The following is a 19,711-nucleotide window of genomic DNA, read 5'->3' as shown; positions in this document are numbered from 1 at the left end:
TGTGTTTCCCTTAGAAGTTCAGGCCGGCTTCGCGCGCGGCGTCGGCCAGGGCTTTCACCCGTCCGTGGAAGATGTAGCCGCCACGATCGAAGACGACGTCCTTGACGCCCTTTTCGATCGCGCGCTCGGCGACGAGCTTGCCGACGGCGGCGGCCGCGTCCTTGTCCGCGCCCTTGCTGTCGGCTTCCAGAGTGGAAGCCGACGCCAGGGTCACGCCGCGTTCATCATCGATGACCTGGGCGTAGATGTTCTTGGACGAACGGAAGACCGACAAGCGCGGACGGCCATTGGCCAGCGACTTGAGACGGGTGCGGTTGCGCTGAGCGCGACGCACGGCGGATTCGCGAGGTGAGAGCGCCATGGCTTACTTCTTCTTGCCTTCCTTGCGGCGAACCTTCTCGCCAGCATAACGCACGCCCTTGCCCTTGTAGGGCTCCGGCGGACGAATGCGGCGGATCTTCGCGGCAATCTCGCCGACCGCCTGCTTGTCAGAGCCGGCGATCTTGATTTCGGTTTGCTTCGGCACGGCGAACGTGATGCCGGCCGGGGCCGGGACGTCCACATCGTGGCTGAAACCGAGCTGGAGGCTCAGGGCGGTGCCCTTCATGGCCGCGCGGTAACCGACGCCGACCAGCTCGAGGGTTTCCTCGAAGCCGGCGGTGACGCCGTGCACCATGTTGGCCACCAGGGTGCGGGACAGGCCCCACATCGCCTTGGCGCGCTTGGTATCGTCGCGAGGAGTCAGCGAGAGCTCGGAGCCCTCTTGCTTGATCTCGATCTCGTCGGCGATGGTCCACGACGACTGACCCTTGGGGCCCTTCACCGTGACCGTCTGGCCTTCGAGCGTCAGGGTGACGCCCGAGGGGATTGCGACGGCTTTCTTACCGATACGTGACATGCTCTTTCCCTCCCGCGCCTAGTAGACGCGGCAGAGGACTTCGCCGCCGACGTTAGCGTCGCGAGCAGCGGTGTCCGACATGACGCCCTTCGGCGTCGAAAGGATCGAGATGCCCAGGCCGTTCTTGATCGGCTTGAGGTCCTTGATCGACGAATAGACGCGACGGCCAGGCTTGGACACGCGGCTGATCTCGGCGATCACGGGCTCACCGTCGAAGTACTTGAGCTCGATCTCGAATTCGGGGAACGCACCGGGCTTCTCGACGAGCGAGTAGCCGCGGATGTAGCCTTCGTCGGCCAGCACGTCGAGGACGCGGGCGCGCAGCTTGGAAGCCGGCGTCGAGACCTTGGAGCGCTTGCGCGTGGCGGCGTTCTTGATGCGAGCGATCAGGTCGCTCAGGGGGTCGTTCATCGACATATGATCGTCCTCACCAGCTCGACTTGACGAGACCGGGGATCAGGCCCTGCGAGCCCAGCTCGCGGAGCGCAACCCGGCTCATCTTCAGCTTGCGGTAATAGGCGCGCGGGCGGCCCGTGACTTCGCAGCGGTTGCGGATGCGAACCGGCGACGACGAGCGGGGCAGCTTCGCGAGCTTCAGGCGAGCTTCGAAGCGTTCTTCGAGCGGCAGGGTCTCGTCGTTGGCGATCGCCTTCAGCGCGGCGCGCTTGTCGGCGAGTTGCTTGACGAGAGCCTTGACGGCTTCGTTGCGGTTGACGGCGCTTTTCTTGGCCATGTGCTTTTCCCTTCCCGCTCTCTTAGTTGACGAACGGGAACTGGAATTCCTTCAGGAGAGCCTTGGCTTCCTGGTCGGACTTCGCAGTGGTGCAGACGATGATGTCCATGCCCCAGATCTGTTCGATCTGGTCATAGTTGATTTCCGGGAACACCAGGTGCTCCTTCAGGCCCATGGCGTAGTTGCCACGGCCGTCGAAGCTCTTGCCGTTCAGGCCGCGGAAGTCCTTCACGCGCGGCAGCGCGATCGTGACCAGGCGGTCCAGGAATTCGAACATCCGGTCCTTGCGGAGGGTCACCTTGGCGCCGACCACCATGCCTTCGCGCAGCTTGAAGCCGGCGATGGACTTGCGGGCCTTCGTGGCGACCGGCTTCTGACCGGCGATAGCCGTCAGATCCTTGATGGCCGTCTGGACCTTCTTGGAGTCAGCCACCGCCTCGCCGACGCCCATGTTCAGGACGATCTTGTCCAGCTTGGGGATCTGCATTTCGTTGGTGTAGCCGAACTGCTCCTTCATCGCGGCGCGGATGCGCTCGCGATAAACGGTCTTCAGCCGGGGCTCGTAAGCTTGATCAGCCATTGATCACCTCGCCGGTCGTCTTGGCGACGCGCACCTTCTTGTCGCCTTCGATCTTGAAGCCGACGCGGGTGGGCTTGCCGTTGGAATCCACGATGGCGACGTTCGAGACGTGCAGCGCGGCTTCCTTGTGCTTGATGCCGCCCTGGGGGTCGGCTTGGGTCGGCTTGGTGTGGCGGGCGACCATGTTCACGCCCTCCACGACAACCCGGTTTTCCTTCGGCAGGACCTGGGACACAGCGCCTTGCTTGCCCTTGTCCTTGCCGGCCAGAACGACGACGCGGTCGCCCTTCTTGATCTTAGCAGCCATTACAGCACCTCCGGCGCGAGGGAGATGATCTTCATGTGGTTCTTGGCGCGCAGTTCGCGAGGAACCGGGCCGAAGATCCGCGTGCCGACCGGCTCGCTCTGCTTGTTGACGATGACGGCCGCGTTCTTGTCGAAGCGGATCATCGAACCGTCTTTGCGCTTCAGGCCTTGGTTCACGCGAACCACGACGGCGCGCAGAACGTCACCCTTCTTCACGCGACCGCGCGGGATGGCTTCCTTCACGGAGACGACGATGACGTCGCCAACGCTGGCGTAGCGACGGCCTGCGCCGCCCAACACCTTGATGCACATGACCCGGCGAGCGCCAGAGTTGTCGGCGACGTCCAGGTTAGTTTGCATCTGGATCATGGTTTAGACCTTCCAGATATTAAGCCGAAGCCTTGGGAAGCACTTCCCAGGTCTTCAGCTTGGACTTCGGAGCGCACTCGACGATGCGAATGGTTTCGCCCGTCTTGTACACATTGGCTTCGTCGTGCGCGTGGTACTTCTTAGAGCGGCGCACGATCTTCTTCAGAAGGGGGTGGACGATGGTGCGTTCCACCTTCACCACCACGGTCTTGTCACCCTTGTCGGAGACGACGACCCCTTCGAGGATACGCTTGGGCATATCGTTCTCCTTAAGCCGCGGCCTTGGCGCGCAGCACGGTCTTGATCCGCGCGATATCCTTGCGGATTTCGTTGACGCGGTGGGTCTTCTCGACCTGGCCCGTCGCACCTTGGAAGCGCAGGTTGAACTGCTCCTTCTTCAGGGTCAGCAGGGTTTCGGCGAGCTGATCGGGGGTCATGCCCCGGATGTCGGCGATCTTCATGAGCCTCAAGCCTCCACGGCCACGCCCGCGTCGAGGCGGGTGACCACACGAGTGCGGATCGGCAGCTTCGCCGCGCCGAGGCGCAGCGCTTCACGCGCGACATCGTCCGGCACGCCGTCGATTTCGAACATGATGCGGCCGGGGGCCACGCGAGCGGCCCAGTAGTCGACGGCGCCCTTGCCCTTACCCATCCGGACTTCAGCGGGCTTGCCGGTGACCGGCACGTCCGGGAAGATACGGATCCAGACGCGGCCTTGACGCTTCATCTGGCGGGTGATGGCCCGACGAGCAGCTTCGATCTGGCGAGCCGTGATGCGCTCCGGCTCAACGGCCTTAAGGCCGTAGGAGCCGAAGTTCAGCAGGGTGCCGCCCTTCGAAGCGCCGTGGATACGGCCCTTGAACTGCTTGCGGAACTTGGTTTTCTTCGGTGACAGCATAGCGCTCTATCCTTAGTCCCGATTGCGACGGCCGCGGTCGCCGCGGTCCGAGCGATCGCCGCGCTCACGTCCGCCGCCTTCGCCGGCCGGGCCGGATTCAGAAGCGAGACGCTTGTCCAGCGCCATCGGGTCATGCTCCAGCACTTCGCCTTTGAAGATCCAGGTCTTCACGCCGATGATGCCGTAGGTGGTCTTGGCTTCCGCGAAACCGTAGTCGATGTCGGCGCGCAGCGTGTGCAGCGGCACGCGACCTTCGCGGTACCATTCCATGCGGGCGATTTCCGCGCCGCCGAGGCGGCCCGAAACGTTGATCCGGATGCCCTTGGCGCCGAGGCGCACGGCGGACTGGATCGAACGCTTCATGGCGCGACGGAAGGCGATCCGGCGCTCGAGCTGCTGAGCGATCGACTCGGCGACCAGCTGAGCGTCGGTTTCCGGCTTGCGGATCTCGACGATGTTCAGGTGGACGTCGCCCTCGGTCATCACCGAGAGATCCTTGCGGAGCTTCTCGATGTCAGCGCCCTTCTTGCCGATGATGACGCCCGGACGGGCGGCATAGATCGTGACGCGGCACTTCTTGTGCGGACGCTCGATGATGATCCGCGAAACGCCGGCTTGATACAGGCGCTTCTTCAGCATCGTGCGGACCGCGAGGTCCTGGTGCAGCAGCTTGCCGTACTGGGCGCCGTCGGAGAACCAACGGCTGTCCCAGGTGCGGTTCACGCCGAGCCGCAGCCCGACCGGATTGACTTTCTGACCCATCAGGCGGCCTCACCCAGTTCGCGGACCACGATGGTGATCTCGGAGAACGGCTTTTCAACGCGCGTGGCCCGACCGCGAGCACGCGGCGAGAAACGCTTCATCACCAGGTTCTTGCCCACATAGGCCTCGGACACGACCAGCGAGTCGATGTCGAGGTTGTGGTTGTTCTCGGCGTTGGAGATCGCCGAGTACAGCGCCTTGCGGACGTCCTGGGCGATGCGCTTGTGGCTGAATTCGAGCTCGTTCAGAGCGCGCTGGACGTTCAGGCCACGGATGGACTGAGCGACCAGGTTCAGCTTGCGGGCGCTGGTGCGCAGGGTGCGCACCTTGGCCATCGCCTCAACGCCTTCAAGGCGGCGAGCTTGCTTTTGCTTGGCCATGATTACTTCCTCTTGGCCTTCTTGTCGGCGGCGTGGCCGGGGAAGTTACGGGTGGGAGCGAACTCACCGAACTTCATGCCGACCATGTCTTCCGACACGGAGACCGGGACGTGCTTTTGGCCGTTGTGGACGCCGAACACCAGACCGACGAACTGCGGCATGATGGTCGAACGACGCGACCAGGTCTTGATGACGTCCTTGCGGCCCGACGCGAGAGCGGCGTCGGCCTTCTTCAGGAGGTACCCGTCGACAAACGGGCCTTTCCAGACGGAGCGGGTCATGGCTTAGCGGCCCTTCTTCGCTTTGTGGCGCGAACGGATGATGAACTTGTCCGTGGCCTTGTTGACGCGGGTCTTGGCGCCCTTGGTCGGCTTACCAGCCGGGGTCACCGGGTGGCGGCCGCCCGAGGTGCGGCCTTCACCACCACCGTGGGGGTGGTCGACCGGGTTCATGGCGACGCCGCGGACGTGCGGGCGACGACCCATGTGACGAACACGACCGGCCTTGCCGAGGTTTTCGTTCATGTGGTCGGGGTTGGAGACCGCGCCGACGGTGGCCATGCAGGTGTCGAGGACCATGCGCAGCTCGCCCGAGTTCAGGCGGATCTGGGCGTAGCCGGCGTCACGACCGACCAGCTGGGCGTAGGCGCCAGCCGAACGGGCGATCTGACCGCCCTTGGCGGGCTTCAGCTCGACGTTGTGGATGATCGTGCCGATCGGCAGCGTGCGCAGCGGCGAAGCGTTGCCCGGCTTCACGTCGACCTTGTCGGCGGTGACGACTTCGTCGCCGGCCTTGAGGCGTTGCGGGGCCAGGATGTAGCTCAGCTCGCCGTCCTGATACTTGATCAGGGCGATGAAGGCGGTGCGGTTCGGATCGTACTCGAGACGAACGACCGTGGCCACGCCTTGCTTGCGACGCTTGAAGTCCACCAGACGGTAGAGGCGCTTGGCGCCGCCGCCGCGGAAGCGGACGGCGATGCGGCCGTTGCCGCCACGACCGCCGGACTTCGAGAGGCCCTCAACGAGCTTCTTTTCCGGACGGCCCTTGTGGAGCTCGCTGCGGTCGATCAGCACCAGGCCGCGTTGGCCGGGGCTGGTCGGGTTAAAGTGCTTCAAGGCCATGTCTTAGAGCCCCGTCGTGATGTCGATCGACTGGCCTTCGGCCAGGGTCACGATCGCTTTCTTGACGTCGGAACGGCGTCCGACGATGCCGCGGAAGCGCTTGGTCTTGCCCTTGGTGACCAGGGTGTTGACCTTGGTGACCTTGACTTTGAACAGCTCTTCGACAGCGGCGGCGATTTCGTCCTTCGTCGCGTCGGCGGCCACCTTGAAGACAACCTTGTTCAGCTCGCTGAGCAGGGTCGACTTTTCGGTGATCACCGGCGACAGGATCGTGTCGTAGTGGCGAGCGGTGGCGGCCATTAGGCGGCTTCCTTCTCAGCGAAACGGGCCGAGATCGCTTCGACCGCGTCCTTGGTCAGGACGAGGGTTTGGCGACGCAGCACGTCGTAGACGTTCAGGCCGGCGTTCGGCAGCACGTCCACGTTCGGAATGTTGCGGGCGGCGAGCTTGAAGTTCGCGTCCACTTCCGGACCGGCGATGACCAGGGCGTTCTTCAGGCCGATCTTGTCGAAGGTGGCGCGCAGGGCGGCCGTCTTCGCTTCGGTCAGAACCACGCTGTCCAGCACGACCAGCGTGCCGGCCTTGGCCTTCGACGACAGGGCGTGACGCAGAGCCAGAGCCCGGATCTTCTTCGGAAGATCGAAGGCGTGGCTGCGGACGACAGGGCCGTGGGCCTTGGCGCCGCCGACGAACTGAGCCGCACGGCGCGAACCGTGACGAGCGCCGCCGGTGCCCTTCTGCTTGTACATCTTCTTGCCCGTACGAGAGACCTCGTTACGAACCTGAATCTTGTGGTTGCCCGAGCGGCGCTTGGCCAGCTGCCAGGTCACGACGCGCTGCAGGATGTCGCCGCGGATGTCTTCGATGCCGAAGATGGCGTCGTCGAGATCCACGGAGCCGGCCTTGCCGCCGTCAAGTTTGATGACGTCGAGTTTCATTAGCCTTCGCCCTCTTCGGTCGTCGCCGCGGGGGCCTCTTCAGCGGGGGTTTCAGCAGCCGGAGCGGCTTCACCAGCCTTACGGAAGGCGCCCGGACGCGGCAGATCGGCCGGAGCGGCCTTCTTCACGGCGTCGCGGATCTTCACGTAGCTGCCTTCGTGGCCCGGGACGGCGCCCTTGACCAGGATCAGGCCGCGCTCGACGTCCACCTTCCAGACGGTGACGTTGAGGGTGGTGACGGTTTCTTGACCGAGGTGACCAGCCATCTTCTTGCCCGGGAACGTACGACCCGGATCCTGGCGGTTACCGGTCGAACCGTGCGAACGGTGCGAGACCGAAACACCGTGGGTGGCGCGGAGACCACCGAAGTTCCAGCGCTTCATGGCGCCGGCGAAACCCTTACCGACGGTGACGCCCTGGATGTCGACCTTCTGGCCGGCGACGTAGTGGTCGGCGGTGAATTCCGCGCCCACTTCGATCAGAGCGGCCTCTTCGACGCGGAATTCGGCGACGATCCGCTTGGGCTCGACCGAGTTCTTGCCGAAGTGACCACGTTGGGCCTTCGAGGTGTTCTTGGGCTTGCGAGCACCGGCGCCGAGCTGCAGGGCGGTGTAACCGTCCTTCTCGACCGTGCGCTGAGCGATAACCTGGCAACCGTCGAGCGACAGGACGGTGACCGGCACGTGCTGGCCAACTTCGTCGAAGAAGCGGGTCATGCCGAGCTTCTTGGCGATCAGGCCGGTGCGGTTAGCGGGGAGAGTCATCAGTTCGGCCCTCCTTACAGCTTGATTTCGACGTCAACGCCGGCCGACAGGTCGAGCTTCATCAGCGCGTCCACGGTCTGCGGAGTCGGGTCAACGATGTCGAGAACGCGCTTGTGCGTACGGATCTCGAACTGCTCGCGCGACTTCTTGTCGACGTGCGGCGAGCGGTTGACGGTGAATTTTTCGATAAGCGTGGGCAGGGGGATGGGGCCCCGCACCGTCGCACCCGTGCGCTTGGCCGTGTTCACGATCTCGCGCGTGGAATGATCCAACACGCGGTGATCGAAGGCCTTGAGCCGGATGCGGATGTTCTGACGATCCATATCGCTCGGTTTCCTAGTGGGCTGCGCCCGCGTCTCGAACCATTTCAAAGACCAACCCGGACTCCTCTTTCGAGACGTCCGAACGCAGCGTCCGCAAAACAAATTGGCCCGCGCAGTCGCCTGCGAGGGCCGGTGATCCACAACCTCGCCGTCCTCCGAGGAGAACCCTCCTCTGGATGAGAAGGACGCTAGGGTACGGGTCGCTTGCGAACCGCGTTTGAGCCCTGAAGCTCACAGCCGGTCCAACAGAGGGGCGCTTTTACGTGCCTGAATCGGTTTCGTCAAGCGCCCCGGGCGGGGTTTCGGAAGGGTTTGATTAATACTTCCCTACCCCGCGCGAGGCCCCTTAATGGAGACGGCGAAAACAAGGCCTCAAAGAGCATTGTTCACCGCCCGCCGCTAGATGGACACAATCTTTATGCGCGACCCGCGCGTATAGGGACGGAATTCGTGCCTGCAAGTGTAGTATTTGCGCACCATCCAGCCTCGAACGGTCAGACGAAGCCTTGCGGCCGTCATCGAACCTTCATAGATCCGCCCCGCTCGCCGGACGGGAGGCCCTCCCCCAAAACGACCGCCCGCCGGCGAGCCCACATGAGTAAGGGGATTACCCACTATGAAGACCCAACTGTTCGCCGCCGCCGCCGTCCTGGCCGTGGCCGTTTCGGCTCCCGCCTTCGCCCAGAACATCGGTTCGGTCGGCGCCGCCGTGAACTACAACAACCTCGACACCAACGTCGCCAACGCCGACGGCACCTCGGTGAAGATCGACGGCTCGGTCGCCGTCCCGACCGGTTCGTGGACCGTCACCCTGAACGGCGACGTCTCGATCTCGGACAACGACATCGCTGACGAAACCGTCGCCTCGGGCGCCGCTCACCTGACCACCACGGTCGGCGACGGCTGGCGCGTCGGCGGCTTCACCGCCCTGTCGCGTCCGCAGAACGACACCCTGTGGGCCGTCGGCGGCGAAGCCCAGAAGTACCTGGGCAACGTCACCCTGACGGGCCTGGTCGCCTACGGCCAGTCGAACGACCTGGACGCCGACCTGTGGACCGTCCGCGGCACGGCCAACTACTTCGTCTCGGACGACTTCCGTCTGGACGCCGGCCTCGGCTATGCCAAGATCGACTCCTCGATCGACGCCGACGCCTGGGACGTGAACCTGGGCGGCGAATACAAGTTCGCCAACTCGGGCTGGTCGACCTTCGGCAAGTACACCCACACCGAATCCGAAGACCTGGCCGACCTGAAGTCGGACGCGGTCAAGATCGGCGTGCGCTACACCTTCGGCGGCAGCCTGAAGGCCCGCAACGCCGCCGGCGCCGACCTGGCCCAAGCCAGCGACCTGTTCGGCTTCGGCGTCCGCTAAGCGGAAGCCCGGACCTCCCCGTTTCGGCGGGAAGGCTCCGACCGATCGTCCGCGGCGCGTGCCCACGCGCCTCAAGGGCCCCGCCCTCCCCCTCCTCCCAAAGGCGGGACCCGACGGACAGCAAGACGCCCCGGAGCGAAAGCTCCGGGGCGTTCTTCTTTATATAGGGCTACGTGGGCGTGGAGTCGGTCGGCTCACTGGCCGATATAGATGTTGCCCGAGCCCATGGACGACTTCTTGACAGGGCCGTTGACCTTGGCGACGCGGACGTCGCCCGAGCCGGCCACCGACAGCGACACCTTGTCGGCCTCGCCGCCGAAATTGACGTCGCCCGAGCCCATGATGCTGACGTCGAGGTCGCGGGCCCGGCCTTGCGTGATCTTGACCCCGCCCGAGCCGGCGATGCTGACGTCGATGTCGCCACCACGGATCGCCGCGGCCTTCACGTCGCCCGAACCGGCGATCGCCACTTCCAGCTCTCGTACTTCCTGCAGGCTGATATCGCCGGACCCGGCCAGGCTGATCTCGACGCGGTCGGCGTTGCCGGCCTTGGTGTCGCCCGATCCCGCCAGGCTGATCTCGAGCTTGCCCTTGGTGTTGGCCACCGTCCAATCGCCGCAGCCGGCGTTGGCCAGCTCGACGCTGTCGCTGCGGCCGATGCTGCCGTAGACCGCGCCGGAAGCGCCGACCGAGACGTTCTGCGGCACGCGCACGACCACCTGCGGGATGTCGGCCCACTTCACGACGCCGAGGTTGCGCACCTTCACCGAGGCGGCGTCTCCCGAGCCGTTGCAGCTCTGGATGCGCTTGAGGTGCAGGTTGCCGTCGATGATCGTCTGGCCGCCAACGACGCGGACCTCCAGCGGCAGCGACGAATTGCGGGTCAGGAACTCGACCTTCACGTCGCTGCGGGCTTCGGGAATGACCACGACGCGGGCGACGGCGTCCTTGATCTTCACATTGGCTTCGGAGGCCGAAGCGGTTCCGGCCAGGGCCAGGACGGCCGCGCCGGCGGCCAGGCTGAAGAGTGCGCGCATCTGTTTGTCCCCTCGGATGGCGTTGCGTTGAGGGAACGCTAGTCGGCGAGATCCGCCAGGACGACTTAAATCGAGGTCATGACGCGGTTGTCACGTACCCGATCAGGCCGCCTTCTGGGCGTCGCCGATCTCGAAGGTGCGCTCAAAGGCCTTGATCCGGTCCTCGACCAGCCGCAGGCGCTTGAGGCCCAGCGAGGCGGCCCAGAGGCCGGCCCGGGCCGCCATCGGCGTCTTGTCCATGGCCGCTACCGGCAGGCCCCAGCGGCGCAGCACGCCGTTGGCGTAGTGCGCGCCGTTGGTCAGGCGCGAGCCCCAGGTCTGGTAGTCCACCGACAGCGAGACGTTGAATGTGCCGAGGTTCTCGATCCGGTGCGGCGCGTGCAGCGGCCAGGCGGCGGCCGTGCCGGGCTCGAGGTCGTAGACCACGGCCCCGACGTCCATGTCGCGGCGATAGGGCAGGTCCTCGGTCTGCTGCTTGAGCAGGATGTTCTCCATGCCTTGCTGGGGCATGTGGGCCTCGTCGGGCGGATAGATCCAGATCCTTTTCCGGCCGCGCAGGTGGAACAGGATGACGCCGGGCGCATCGGCGTGGAACGGCACCTTGGCGCCGGGGGCCGACATGATCAGCTGGCCGTTCAACTGGACGGGCGAGAAGCCCCTCGCCTGCCCGGCGATCTCCGCGAAGGCCTGCTGCATCAGCGGGGTCAGGGCCGGATACCAGGCCTCGGCCCGGCGCAGCTGCACCCAGATGCGACCTTCCTTGACCCCGGCCAGCACCTCTCGGCCCGGCAGGCGGCCGCGGGCGCCGGTGCGCATGGTCGCCTGCCCCTCGGCGTCGAAGTCGAAGAGGTTGATGTCGTAGAGCTCGGCCGGATAGGCGTCGAGCAGGCGCGCCAGGGCGTCGTCGTCGAACAGGCCGGTTTCGGCGAGGTTGTGGCGGAAGGTGACGGGGGCCTTGCGGAAGCTCTGGATCTGGTCGGACGACCAGGGCGCGACGAGACGGGTCATTGGCGTTCCTCCCTCACTTCTAGTCAGGGGCGCGATCGCCGCGCCCTAGTCGGCCAGTAGGCCCAGGCTCACTCCAAGTCCGATGACGCCGATGCCGGCGCCCAGCCCTGCCCCCACCTTCGGGTGTCGGCGGCCAAGGCCGGTGACGAAACTGGCGCCGCCCTTGACCTGGCCAATCAGCCCGGGCTCGCAGGCGGCGATGCGGTCGAGACGGCGCGCCAGGCGCTTGCCGACCTCGTCGATGCGATCGACGCCGGGCGCGCCCTTCAGGTGCGTCATCAGCGACGGTCGGACGGCGATCGCGCCCTCCAGCACCGTCTCCATCGGATCGGCGAAGTCTTCCTTGTAGGCTTCCTCGCTGGGACCGAAGTCCACGCGAACCACGCCGCGCTCGGCCGCGACGCGCAGGGTTTCCAGCGTCATCAGCGCGCCCGGCGAATAGCGGGCGAAGGCCGGGTCGTAGATCGGGAACCACAGGTGATGGCGATCGCCGGCGGTCAGGCCCAGTTCGGCGGCGACGATCGTCCCACCCGCCCGCAGCACCGCCAGCCGCAGGCCGAAGTCGGGGGAGTCGTGCTCGGCCAGGCGCAGCAGCAGGTCCTGGGTCCAGCCGCAGGCGAAGATGTCGTGCTGATGGGTGCGGCGGATCTGTTCGCGCTTCTGGGCGACCAGCCAGGCCAGCAGATCCGGCGCTGGGCGCTCGAAGGTGAAGACCGTCTCGCCGTGGTCGCGCTCCAGCGCGCGGGCCCGCCGGCGCTTGTCCTTCAGGAAGGCGGCGCTGCGGCCGGCCTGATAGGCCTCGAAGCCGCCCGACAGGTCGGCGGCCATGGCGTGGCGCACCGACAGCTCGCCGGCCGGCTCGCGGGTGACCAGGCCGCTGACCCGCATGCGCTCAGCGCCCAGCAAGGCCAGCACCGTGGAAAGCTCGACATCAGGCTCGGCGACCAGGCCGTGGAAATCGCTCATCGGCGCGCCCAGCGGCTGCAGCAGAGAGCCGCGCCGTTGGAACGGCAGGAAGCCGACGATGCGACCGCCGCGCTCTAGCACCGCGATCCGCGCGCCCGGCGCGCAGTCGGCGGCCGTCTCTATATAGCGAAGGTCGAAATAGGGTCCGCCCAGCAGCGGATCGGCGGCGCGCAGGGCGTTCCAGCGCGCGCGCTCGGCCACGCCGAGATCGGCGGCCTCGATGACCCGCGCCTGCAGTGCTCTGTCCACCGCCCTTGCTCCCTCGTCCTTGCGGACAACGCCGGACGGTGGAGACGGCCCGGTCAGCCGCCGTGCAGCGAAAGCCGCACAGGCGCCGACTTGTAGGCCGGCGTACCACTTCGCCGGTCGTGATCCTCCAGCGCTACCAGAGCATTGGTTTCCGGATAGTATGCGGCGACGCACCCGCGCGGAATTTTTCTAGCGACGGCCGTAAAGGCGCGAACGACTCGCGCTCCAGTTTCATCGAAGGCGGCGGCCAGATCGATGGCGTCGCCCTCGCGGATTCCACGCTCGGCCAGGTCGTCGGGATGGACGAAGACCACGTCGCGCCGCCCGAACACGCCGCGGTAGCGGTCGTTCTCGCCATAGATGGTGGTGTTGTACTGGTCGTGGCTGCGCAGGGTGGTCAGCAGCAGCACGGAGGCGTCGCCCTTGCGCGGATCATCGAGCCCCGGATGGGTGAGGAAGTTGGCCTTGCCCGAGGGGGTGTTCCACTTCCGCTCGGCGTGCGGCAGCGGCAGCCGGAAACCGCCGGGCTGGCGAACGCGGGTGTTGTAGTCGGTGAAGGCGGTCGGGAAGACCCGTTCGATCAGGTCGCGGATGCGGTCGTAATCGGCGACCAGGCCTTCCCAGTCGACCGGATCCGCCTCGCCCAGCGCCGCACGGGCGATGCCGGCGACGATGGCCGGTTCGGACATCAGGTGCTCGGAGGCCGGTGGGTTGAGGCCGCGCGAGGCGTGGACCATCGACATCGAGTCCTCGACCGTTACCGACTGGCGCACGCCACCCTGGACGTCCATCTCGGTGCGGCCCAGGCATGGCAGCAGCAGCACCTCTGGCCCGACCAGCAGGTGCGTGCGGTTGGGCTTGGTGGCGATGTGGACGGCCAGGTCGACCTTGCGCATGGCCGCGTGGCTGCGCAGCGGATCGGGCGCGGCGACGGCGAAGTTGCCGCCCAGGCCGACGAACACCTTGATATCGCCCGCCTCCATGGCCTCGATCGCCTCGACCACGGTGTGGCCGTGATCGCGCGGCGGGGTGAAGCCGAACACCTGGCCCAGGCTGTCGAGCAGGGCCGCCGAAGGTTTCTCCCAGATGCCGACCGTGCGGTCGCCCTGGACGTTGGAATGGCCCCGCAGCGGGCAGATCCCCGCCCCCGGCCGCCCCATGTTGCCGCGCAGGAGCAGCAGGTTGACCAGCTGCTGCACGGTGCTGGACGAGTTGCGGTGCTGGGTCAGGCCCATGCCGTAGCAGAGGATGACGGCGCTGGACCGCGCATAGATGGCGGCGGCCTCCTCGAGTTCGGCGCGGGACAGGCCGCCGACGGCGACGATCTCGTCCCAGGACGCGGCGTCCAGCTGGGCGACCAGGGCCTCGAAGCCGGCCGTGTGCTCGGCGATGAAGTCGTCGTCGAGGATGGCGGGCTCGCCGGCGTCGCGCGCGGCGCGGTCGAAGGCCAGCACGGCCTTCATCAGACCCTGCAGCACGGCCGCGTCGCCGCCGACGTTCACTTGATAATAGCGCGAGGCGATCGGGGTCGAGGACAGGGTCGCCATCTCGACCGGATCCTGCGGCGAGGCGAACCGCTCGAGGGCCCGTTCGACCAGCGGGTTGAAGGCCATGATCGTCGCGCCTCTGCGCGAGGCTTCGCGCAGGGTGGCCATCATCCGGGGGTGGTTGGTGCCGGGGTTGTGGCCAAAGCACAGGATCAGGTCGGCGTGGTCGAAGTCCTCGAGGCTGACCGAGCCCTTGCCCATGCCCAGCGAGTCCGGCAGGCCGACGCTGGTCGGCTCGTGGCACATGTTGGAGCAGTCGGGGAAATTGTTGGTCCCGACCTTGCGGCCCAGGAGCTGGAACAGGAAGGCCGCCTCGTTGCTGGCCCGGCCCGAGGCGTAGAACTCGGCCTGGTGCGGATTGTCCATGGCCTGGATCGCCGCGCCGGCGCGGGCGAAAGCCTCGCTCCATTCGATCGGCAAGTAGCGGTCGCTGGCCGGATCATAGGCCATCGGATGGGTCAGCCGGCCCAGGTCCTCGATGGCGTGGTCGCTCCAGGTCAAAAGCTCGCTGACCGTATGGGCGGCGAAGACCTCGGGCGTGGCGCGCTTGCTGGTCGCCTCCCAGGCCACGGCCTTGGCCCCGTTCTCGCAGAACTCGAACGACGAGGTGTGCTTGGGATCGGGCCAGGCGCAGCCGGGACAGTCGAAGCCCTCGGGCTGGTTGGCCCGCATCAGGGTCTTGCCGCCCTCGACCACGGTTTCCTGGTCGGCCAGGGCGCCGGCCACGGCCTTCAGCGCGCCCCAGCCGCCGGCCGGGCCGCCATAGGGTTTCACGCCCGGGATCTTGGCGCCGGGATTGTTGGCGTCGTCGGCCATCACGCTTGCTCCAGAACCGCCTCGACCAGGCGGTCGGGACGGGAAAACACCATGTGGCCGTCGGCGCGGGCCAGGGCCACCAGGGTCAGGCCGGACTCCTCGGCCCGGCTCACGGCCAGGTCGGTCGGCGCGGACACCGCCACGATCATGCCCGCCCCCATGCGCACGGCCTTCTCGACCATCTCGAACGAGCAACGACTGGTCACCAGCACGAAACCAGCCCCGGCGTCGCGGCCTTCGCGCGCCATGGCCCCGGCCAGCTTGTCCAGCGCGTTATGACGTCCGACGTCTTCACGCAGCAGCACGACCCGGCCTTCGGCGTCGCAGAAGGCCGCCGCATGGGTGGCGCGGGTGCTGCGGCCCAGGGCCTGGGCCTCTTCCAGATTCGCCAGGGCGGCCGTCACGGCCTGGTGGGCGACGCGAACGCCCGCCCCCGCCGACGGCAGCGGCCGGACGGCGTCGGCCAGGCGCTGGACACCGCACAGGCCGCAACTCGACCGGCCTTCCAGGTTGCGCGGACGGGCCTTGCGGCGCGCCGCGCCCTCGACCAGGCGGATGTCGACCAGCACGCCCAGCGCGTCCGGCTTGACCTCGACGGACAGGATGTCCTGCGGCCGGGCGACGCCTTCGGTGATGGTGAAGCCCCGCGCCAGGTCCTCGACCTCGGTGGGCGTGGCCATCAGCACGGTGTGGGGACGGCCGTCGAACGACAGGCCCACGGCCGTCTCGTCCGGCGTCCAGCGGTCGATGCGCGCGGCCCGCCCGGACGCGCGCCATTCGAGAGCGGGACGAAGGCGGGCGGAAGCATCGGACATGGGCGAAAGACTACCGTTTAGGCGCCGGCGCCGCCATGACGAAACGCGGACACGGGGTGTGGCCTTCCCGCCACGCGCGCCAACATTGCCACAAGATATCGCCAGACCGAGAGAACGCCGGTTTGTTTCAGATATGGAGGCATAGGTTGCCGCAAATGTTCCAATGACATCCAGTGTACATCGGCATGCGACTGAACCCTACTTTAGTTTATTCGATATTGTAATTCGTATACATTTTACAGAACCTTCATCTCACAATTGAGAAACAAAAGGCCCCCATCCCTCCCCTTACGGCGGAATTTTATTTCGCCACCACGACCATTGCGGCGACGCTTTGGCGAATACTGGGGACTATGAATGGCTAGAAATACCTATCTGCTGAGCGCGTCCGCGCTCGTCATCGCCATGACGGCAGCGCCCGTGTTGGCGCAGGCCCAGACGAACGACGAACCGGCCGCCGTCGAAGAAGTCGTCGTCACGGGCTCGCGCATCGCGCGCCGAGACTACGTTTCCAACAGCCCGATCGTGACCATGGACCAGGGCGCGATCGAGAAGACCGGCTCGGTCACCGTCGACACTCTGCTCAACCAGATGCCGCAGTTCGTGCCGTCGGTGTCGTCGACCTCGAACAACCCGTCGAACGGCGGCCAGGCCAATATCGACCTGCGCGGCCTGGGGACGGCCCGCACGCTGGTGCTGGTCGACGGCCACCGCGTGGTGCCGTCGAACTCGGACGGCACGGTCGACATCAACATCATCCCTGCGGCGCTGATCCAGAACATGGAAGTGATCTCGGGCGGGGCGTCGGCGACCTACGGCTCGGACGCCCTCTCGGGCGTGGTCAACTTCAAGCTCAACAAGAACTTCACTGGCCTGCAAATGGACGGCCAGTACGGTGTCACCGAGCAGGGCGACGGCAAGGAAAGCTCGCTGGCGGTGACCGCCGGCGGCAAGTACGCCGAAGATCGCGGCCATGCCGTGTTCTCGGTCAGCTACTCGCAGCGCGGCGAAGTGTTCAACGCCGCCCGCGACTTCTCGAAGGTCTCCGGCGCTTCGTCGACCACGCCCTACGGCCGTTATGACGTCAACGGCTCGCTGCTGCCCACCCAGGCCGCCGTGGACGCCGTGTTCGCCCAGTATGGCTACGCCGCCGGAACCGTGAAGAACACCGCCAACCTCGGCTTCAACGACGACGGCACGCTGTTCTACAACGGCGTCAACTACAACGGCTCGACCGCGATCGACTATTCGACGATCCCGGTCAACGGCACCTACAACACCGGCGCCCTGAACCTGCTGCAGCTGCCACTGACCCGCTATTCGGCCTACGCCGCCACCGAGTACCAGATCAACGAGCACGTCGAGTTCTACGGCTCGGCCAACTTCACGCACTACGACTCGCGCACCGTCCTGGCCCCGTCGCCGGCGGCCAGCTCGACCGGCTTCAGCGTGCCGGTGACCAACCCGTTCATCCCGGACGACCTGTCGACCCTGCTGGCTTCGCGCCAGTCGTCGTGCTCCTACCAGAACACGGCCGGCCAGACCGTCACCGTCACCAGCCCCTACGTACTGACCGGCGACGACTGCCATGCCACCACGGCGCTGGCCGCCGACCAGGACTTCTCGCTGCGCAAGCGCTTCACGGACGTCGGCCCGCGTATCTCGGAAACCACCTTCAACGTGTTCCAGATCGCCGGCGGCTTCCGTGGCGACATCGGCTTCAAGGACTGGACCTACGACGCCTACGCCTCGTTCGGCCGTTCGGAGCAGAATGAAACCCAGTCGGGCAACGTCAGCCATTCGGCCGTCCAGACCCTGCTCGACGCCGCCGACGGCGGCGCCAGCATCTGCACCGGCGGCTACGACCCCTTCGGCAACAACGCCCTGTCCGACGCGTGTCGCTCTTACATCTCGCGCACGACCAAGAACTGGACGGCCGCCGAGCAACGCGTCGTGGAACTGAACTTCCAGGGCGGCCTGTTCAACCTGCCGGCCGGCGAAGTCCGCGGGGCCTGGGGCGCCGACTACAAGTTCGACAGCTTCAAGTACGTTCCCGACAGCCTGCTCTCGACCGGCGACGTGGTCGGCTTCAACGCCGCCGACGCTATCAACGCCCACGCCGACGTCTATGAACTGTACGGCGAAGTCCTGGTGCCGGTCCTGAAGGACCTGCCGTTCATCAAGGCCCTGAACCTGGACGCCGGCTACCGCCTGTCGGACTACCAGACGATCGGTTCCGTCGGCGCCTACAAGATCGACGGCGACTGGGAAATCGTCGACGGCTTCCGTCTGCGCGGCGGCTACCAGCGCGCCGTCCGGGCCCCGTCGATCGGCGAACTCTACTCGCCGCAGAACCAGGGCTACCCGGCGATCGACGAGGATCCCTGCGCGATCGACAGCAGCGCCCGCACGGGCTCCAACGCCGCCGCCGTCCGCACCCAGTGCCTGGCGCAAGGCGTGCCGTCGGGCATCATCGACAGCTACACCTACACCAACGGCCAGGTGAACGCGCTGAGCGGCGGCAACCCGGACCTGAAGGAAGAAACCGCCAACACCTACAACGTCGGTTTCGTCTGGACCCCGCGCTTCGACAACCCGCTGTTCGAACGCGTCTCGCTGTCGATCGACTACTACTCGATCGACATCAAGGACGCGATCGGCACCATCGACGCCTCGACCGTGCTGGACAAGTGCTACAACGGCGACGCCAACGCGTCGTACTACTGCAGCATGATCAGCCGGAACACGTCGACCGGCGAGATCGACACCCTGACCCTGACCAACCTGAACCTGGGTCGCTACAAGACCTCGGGCGTCGATTTCCAGGCCGACTGGGGCTTCGGCCTCGGCGCCGTCGGCCTCGACGACAAGTACGGCTCGCTGAAGTTCAACCTGGTCGGCAACTACCTCGACAGCTTCAAGGTCCAGAGCCTGGTCGGCGAAGCCTTCCAGGACCTGAAGGGCACGATCGGCAACACCTCGATCAGCTCGACGGCCGTCGCCCACCCCGAATGGAAGCTGGTCAGCTCGGCCACCTACTCCATCGGTCCGGTGGAGCTGGGCGCCCGCTGGCGCTACATCGGCGAGATGGAAGACGCCCAGACCGCCGCCAAGGTCAAGGCCGTCAACTACTTCGACCTGAACGGCAGCTGGAAGGTCACCGACACCTACTCGATCCGGGGCGGCGTCACCAACCTGACCGACCGCGCTCCGCCGACCTTCACCGCCTACGTCCAGGCCAACACCGATCCGTCGACCTACGACGTGCTCGGCCGCCGCTTCTACGTGGCGATCAAGGCCAAGTTCTAGGCCTGACGGCTTAGGCCAAGACCTAGGTTGAAACTGGGGCGGCGGGTTCGAAAGGACCCGCCGCCTTTTCTTTGGGCGCTGCGTGGACGCGCGGCTGCGGCCTCTCGCGCGTTTGCGCAGAGTTTGTGGAGAGGGCGCGGGGCGTCCGGGCCTCGCCCGGAGTTGTGATTTGAATACCGTTTCGACGAAGCTCTGACGCCCCGCGCGATCGTTATGCCTCAGGCCGGGGCGCGCGGGCCTTTTCCGCCCTTCACCCCCTTCGGCTTGTGCCTTCCCCGGAACCGGGCTGTAAGCTTCGCTAGCCATCGCGTGCAGACAGAAGGCGCCGGAGCGGACCCTCGGACGGGCGGGAGCCTATGAGGCAAGCTCCCGATGGATGGGTTTACGTCCCCCATCCTCATTTAAGCCGTTCGGCCCTGCTCACGCAGCTCCGGCGGCCCCGCTCGATCGCATCGCCGTCGCACGCTTCGGGCCGGATCCTTGCGCCCTCTCCCTGCGACGGGACGGGGTCCATTATGCA

Annotated in this window: 25 protein-coding genes; 2 read left to right on the top strand and 23 right to left on the bottom strand. The window is 66.3% G+C overall.

Features of this window, described 5'->3' with window-relative positions; genetic code table 11:
- Window positions 1–10: 10 nt before the first annotated feature.
- From rplR to rpsJ, 18 genes are read right to left on the bottom strand one after another with little or no spacing between them, the layout of a single operon-like run.
- Window positions 11–361, bottom strand: a complete 351-nt coding sequence (gene rplR / locus AC2YHT_RS10545; RefSeq protein ID WP_487289608.1) for a 50S ribosomal protein L18 — start codon at window positions 359–361, stop codon at window positions 11–13.
- A 3-nt stretch (window positions 362–364) separates the two neighbouring features.
- Window positions 365–898, bottom strand: coding sequence for a 50S ribosomal protein L6 (gene rplF, locus AC2YHT_RS10540; RefSeq protein WP_110119920.1), 534 nt, complete (start codon window positions 896–898; stop codon window positions 365–367).
- 18 nt (window positions 899–916) lie between these two features.
- Complete coding sequence (gene rpsH, locus AC2YHT_RS10535; protein ID WP_110119919.1) at window positions 917–1,315, bottom strand: 30S ribosomal protein S8; 399 nt, start codon at window positions 1,313–1,315, stop codon at window positions 917–919.
- Window positions 1,316–1,325: 10 nt separating this feature from the next.
- Window positions 1,326–1,631: a 30S ribosomal protein S14 gene (rpsN, locus tag AC2YHT_RS10530; protein WP_110119918.1), complete on the bottom strand. Its 306-nt coding sequence runs from the start codon at window positions 1,629–1,631 to the stop codon at window positions 1,326–1,328.
- A gap of 22 nt (window positions 1,632–1,653) precedes the next feature.
- On the bottom strand, window positions 1,654–2,211 hold the full coding sequence (gene rplE, locus AC2YHT_RS10525; RefSeq protein WP_487289607.1) for a 50S ribosomal protein L5: 558 nt from the start codon (window positions 2,209–2,211) through the stop codon (window positions 1,654–1,656).
- Window positions 2,204–2,518, bottom strand: coding sequence for a 50S ribosomal protein L24 (rplX, locus tag AC2YHT_RS10520; RefSeq protein ID WP_110119916.1), 315 nt, complete (start codon window positions 2,516–2,518; stop codon window positions 2,204–2,206). The genes rplE and rplX overlap by 8 nt, the downstream gene beginning before the upstream one ends.
- Window positions 2,518–2,886 carry a 50S ribosomal protein L14 gene (rplN, locus tag AC2YHT_RS10515; RefSeq protein ID WP_058348440.1) on the bottom strand — a complete coding sequence of 123 codons (369 nt, stop codon included), beginning with the start codon at window positions 2,884–2,886 and terminating at the stop codon, window positions 2,518–2,520. The genes rplX and rplN overlap by 1 nt, the downstream gene beginning before the upstream one ends.
- A gap of 19 nt (window positions 2,887–2,905) precedes the next feature.
- Entirely contained in the window at window positions 2,906–3,145 is a 240-nt protein-coding gene (gene rpsQ / locus AC2YHT_RS10510; RefSeq protein WP_101715813.1) for a 30S ribosomal protein S17, read from the bottom strand.
- 10 nt (window positions 3,146–3,155) lie between these two features.
- On the bottom strand, window positions 3,156–3,347 hold the full coding sequence (gene rpmC / locus AC2YHT_RS10505) for a 50S ribosomal protein L29 (RefSeq protein WP_110119915.1): 192 nt from the start codon (window positions 3,345–3,347) through the stop codon (window positions 3,156–3,158).
- A 5-nt stretch (window positions 3,348–3,352) separates the two neighbouring features.
- Window positions 3,353–3,784, bottom strand: coding sequence for a 50S ribosomal protein L16 (gene rplP, locus AC2YHT_RS10500; protein ID WP_109455088.1), 432 nt, complete (start codon window positions 3,782–3,784; stop codon window positions 3,353–3,355).
- 12 nt (window positions 3,785–3,796) lie between these two features.
- Window positions 3,797–4,546, bottom strand: a complete 750-nt coding sequence (gene rpsC, locus AC2YHT_RS10495; protein ID WP_110119914.1) for a 30S ribosomal protein S3 — start codon at window positions 4,544–4,546, stop codon at window positions 3,797–3,799.
- Window positions 4,546–4,926, bottom strand: coding sequence for a 50S ribosomal protein L22 (gene rplV / locus AC2YHT_RS10490; RefSeq protein ID WP_058348435.1), 381 nt, complete (start codon window positions 4,924–4,926; stop codon window positions 4,546–4,548). Before rplV ends, rpsC begins: the two co-directional genes overlap by 1 nt.
- A gap of 2 nt (window positions 4,927–4,928) precedes the next feature.
- A complete protein-coding gene (rpsS, locus tag AC2YHT_RS10485) occupies window positions 4,929–5,207 on the bottom strand; it encodes a 30S ribosomal protein S19 (RefSeq protein ID WP_012285669.1) in 279 nt (92 codons plus the stop codon).
- 3 nt (window positions 5,208–5,210) lie between these two features.
- Window positions 5,211–6,047, bottom strand: a complete 837-nt coding sequence (gene rplB / locus AC2YHT_RS10480) for a 50S ribosomal protein L2 (RefSeq protein ID WP_110119913.1) — start codon at window positions 6,045–6,047, stop codon at window positions 5,211–5,213.
- A gap of 3 nt (window positions 6,048–6,050) precedes the next feature.
- Window positions 6,051–6,347 carry a 50S ribosomal protein L23 gene (locus AC2YHT_RS10475; RefSeq protein WP_110119912.1) on the bottom strand — a complete coding sequence of 99 codons (297 nt, stop codon included), beginning with the start codon at window positions 6,345–6,347 and terminating at the stop codon, window positions 6,051–6,053.
- The gene (gene rplD, locus AC2YHT_RS10470; protein ID WP_487289604.1) at window positions 6,347–6,985 is read right to left on the bottom strand and encodes a 50S ribosomal protein L4; all 639 of its coding nucleotides are present in this window, start codon (window positions 6,983–6,985) and stop codon (window positions 6,347–6,349) included. The genes AC2YHT_RS10475 and rplD overlap by 1 nt, the downstream gene beginning before the upstream one ends.
- A complete protein-coding gene (rplC, locus tag AC2YHT_RS10465) occupies window positions 6,985–7,749 on the bottom strand; it encodes a 50S ribosomal protein L3 (RefSeq protein WP_110119910.1) in 765 nt (254 codons plus the stop codon). The genes rplD and rplC overlap by 1 nt, the downstream gene beginning before the upstream one ends.
- A 14-nt stretch (window positions 7,750–7,763) precedes the next feature.
- On the bottom strand, window positions 7,764–8,072 hold the full coding sequence (rpsJ, locus tag AC2YHT_RS10460; protein WP_004616952.1) for a 30S ribosomal protein S10: 309 nt from the start codon (window positions 8,070–8,072) through the stop codon (window positions 7,764–7,766).
- A 616-nt stretch (window positions 8,073–8,688) separates the two neighbouring features.
- Here rpsJ and AC2YHT_RS10455 point away from each other — a divergent pair.
- Window positions 8,689–9,444, top strand: a complete 756-nt coding sequence (locus AC2YHT_RS10455) for an outer membrane protein (protein WP_487289602.1) — start codon at window positions 8,689–8,691, stop codon at window positions 9,442–9,444.
- A gap of 194 nt (window positions 9,445–9,638) precedes the next feature.
- Here the strand turns inward: AC2YHT_RS10455 and AC2YHT_RS10450 are convergent, their stop codons facing one another.
- The 5 genes from AC2YHT_RS10450 to fdhD form a co-directional block, all read right to left on the bottom strand.
- Window positions 9,639–10,481 (bottom strand): GIN domain-containing protein, encoded by an 843-nt coding sequence (locus tag AC2YHT_RS10450; RefSeq protein ID WP_487289601.1) that lies wholly within the window; start codon window positions 10,479–10,481, stop codon window positions 9,639–9,641.
- A 102-nt stretch (window positions 10,482–10,583) separates the two neighbouring features.
- Complete coding sequence (locus tag AC2YHT_RS10445; protein ID WP_487289600.1) at window positions 10,584–11,489, bottom strand: transcriptional regulator; 906 nt, start codon at window positions 11,487–11,489, stop codon at window positions 10,584–10,586.
- A gap of 45 nt (window positions 11,490–11,534) precedes the next feature.
- The gene (locus AC2YHT_RS10440) at window positions 11,535–12,704 is read right to left on the bottom strand and encodes a GNAT family N-acetyltransferase (RefSeq protein ID WP_487289599.1); all 1,170 of its coding nucleotides are present in this window, start codon (window positions 12,702–12,704) and stop codon (window positions 11,535–11,537) included.
- A gap of 53 nt (window positions 12,705–12,757) precedes the next feature.
- Entirely contained in the window at window positions 12,758–15,067 is a 2,310-nt protein-coding gene (locus AC2YHT_RS10435; protein WP_487289598.1) for an FdhF/YdeP family oxidoreductase, read from the bottom strand.
- Window positions 15,067–15,882 (bottom strand): formate dehydrogenase accessory sulfurtransferase FdhD, encoded by an 816-nt coding sequence (gene fdhD / locus AC2YHT_RS10430; RefSeq protein WP_487289597.1) that lies wholly within the window; start codon window positions 15,880–15,882, stop codon window positions 15,067–15,069. The genes AC2YHT_RS10435 and fdhD overlap by 1 nt, the downstream gene beginning before the upstream one ends.
- 357 nt (window positions 15,883–16,239) lie before the next feature.
- Here fdhD and AC2YHT_RS10425 point away from each other — a divergent pair, with 357 nt between their 5' ends.
- Window positions 16,240–19,191: a TonB-dependent receptor domain-containing protein gene (locus AC2YHT_RS10425; protein ID WP_487289596.1), complete on the top strand. Its 2,952-nt coding sequence runs from the start codon at window positions 16,240–16,242 to the stop codon at window positions 19,189–19,191.
- Window positions 19,192–19,711 lie beyond the last annotated feature (520 nt).

Source organism: Caulobacter sp. SRI_008 (genome assembly GCF_057586355.1).
This window is presented reverse-complemented; position numbering and strand designations above follow the sequence as displayed.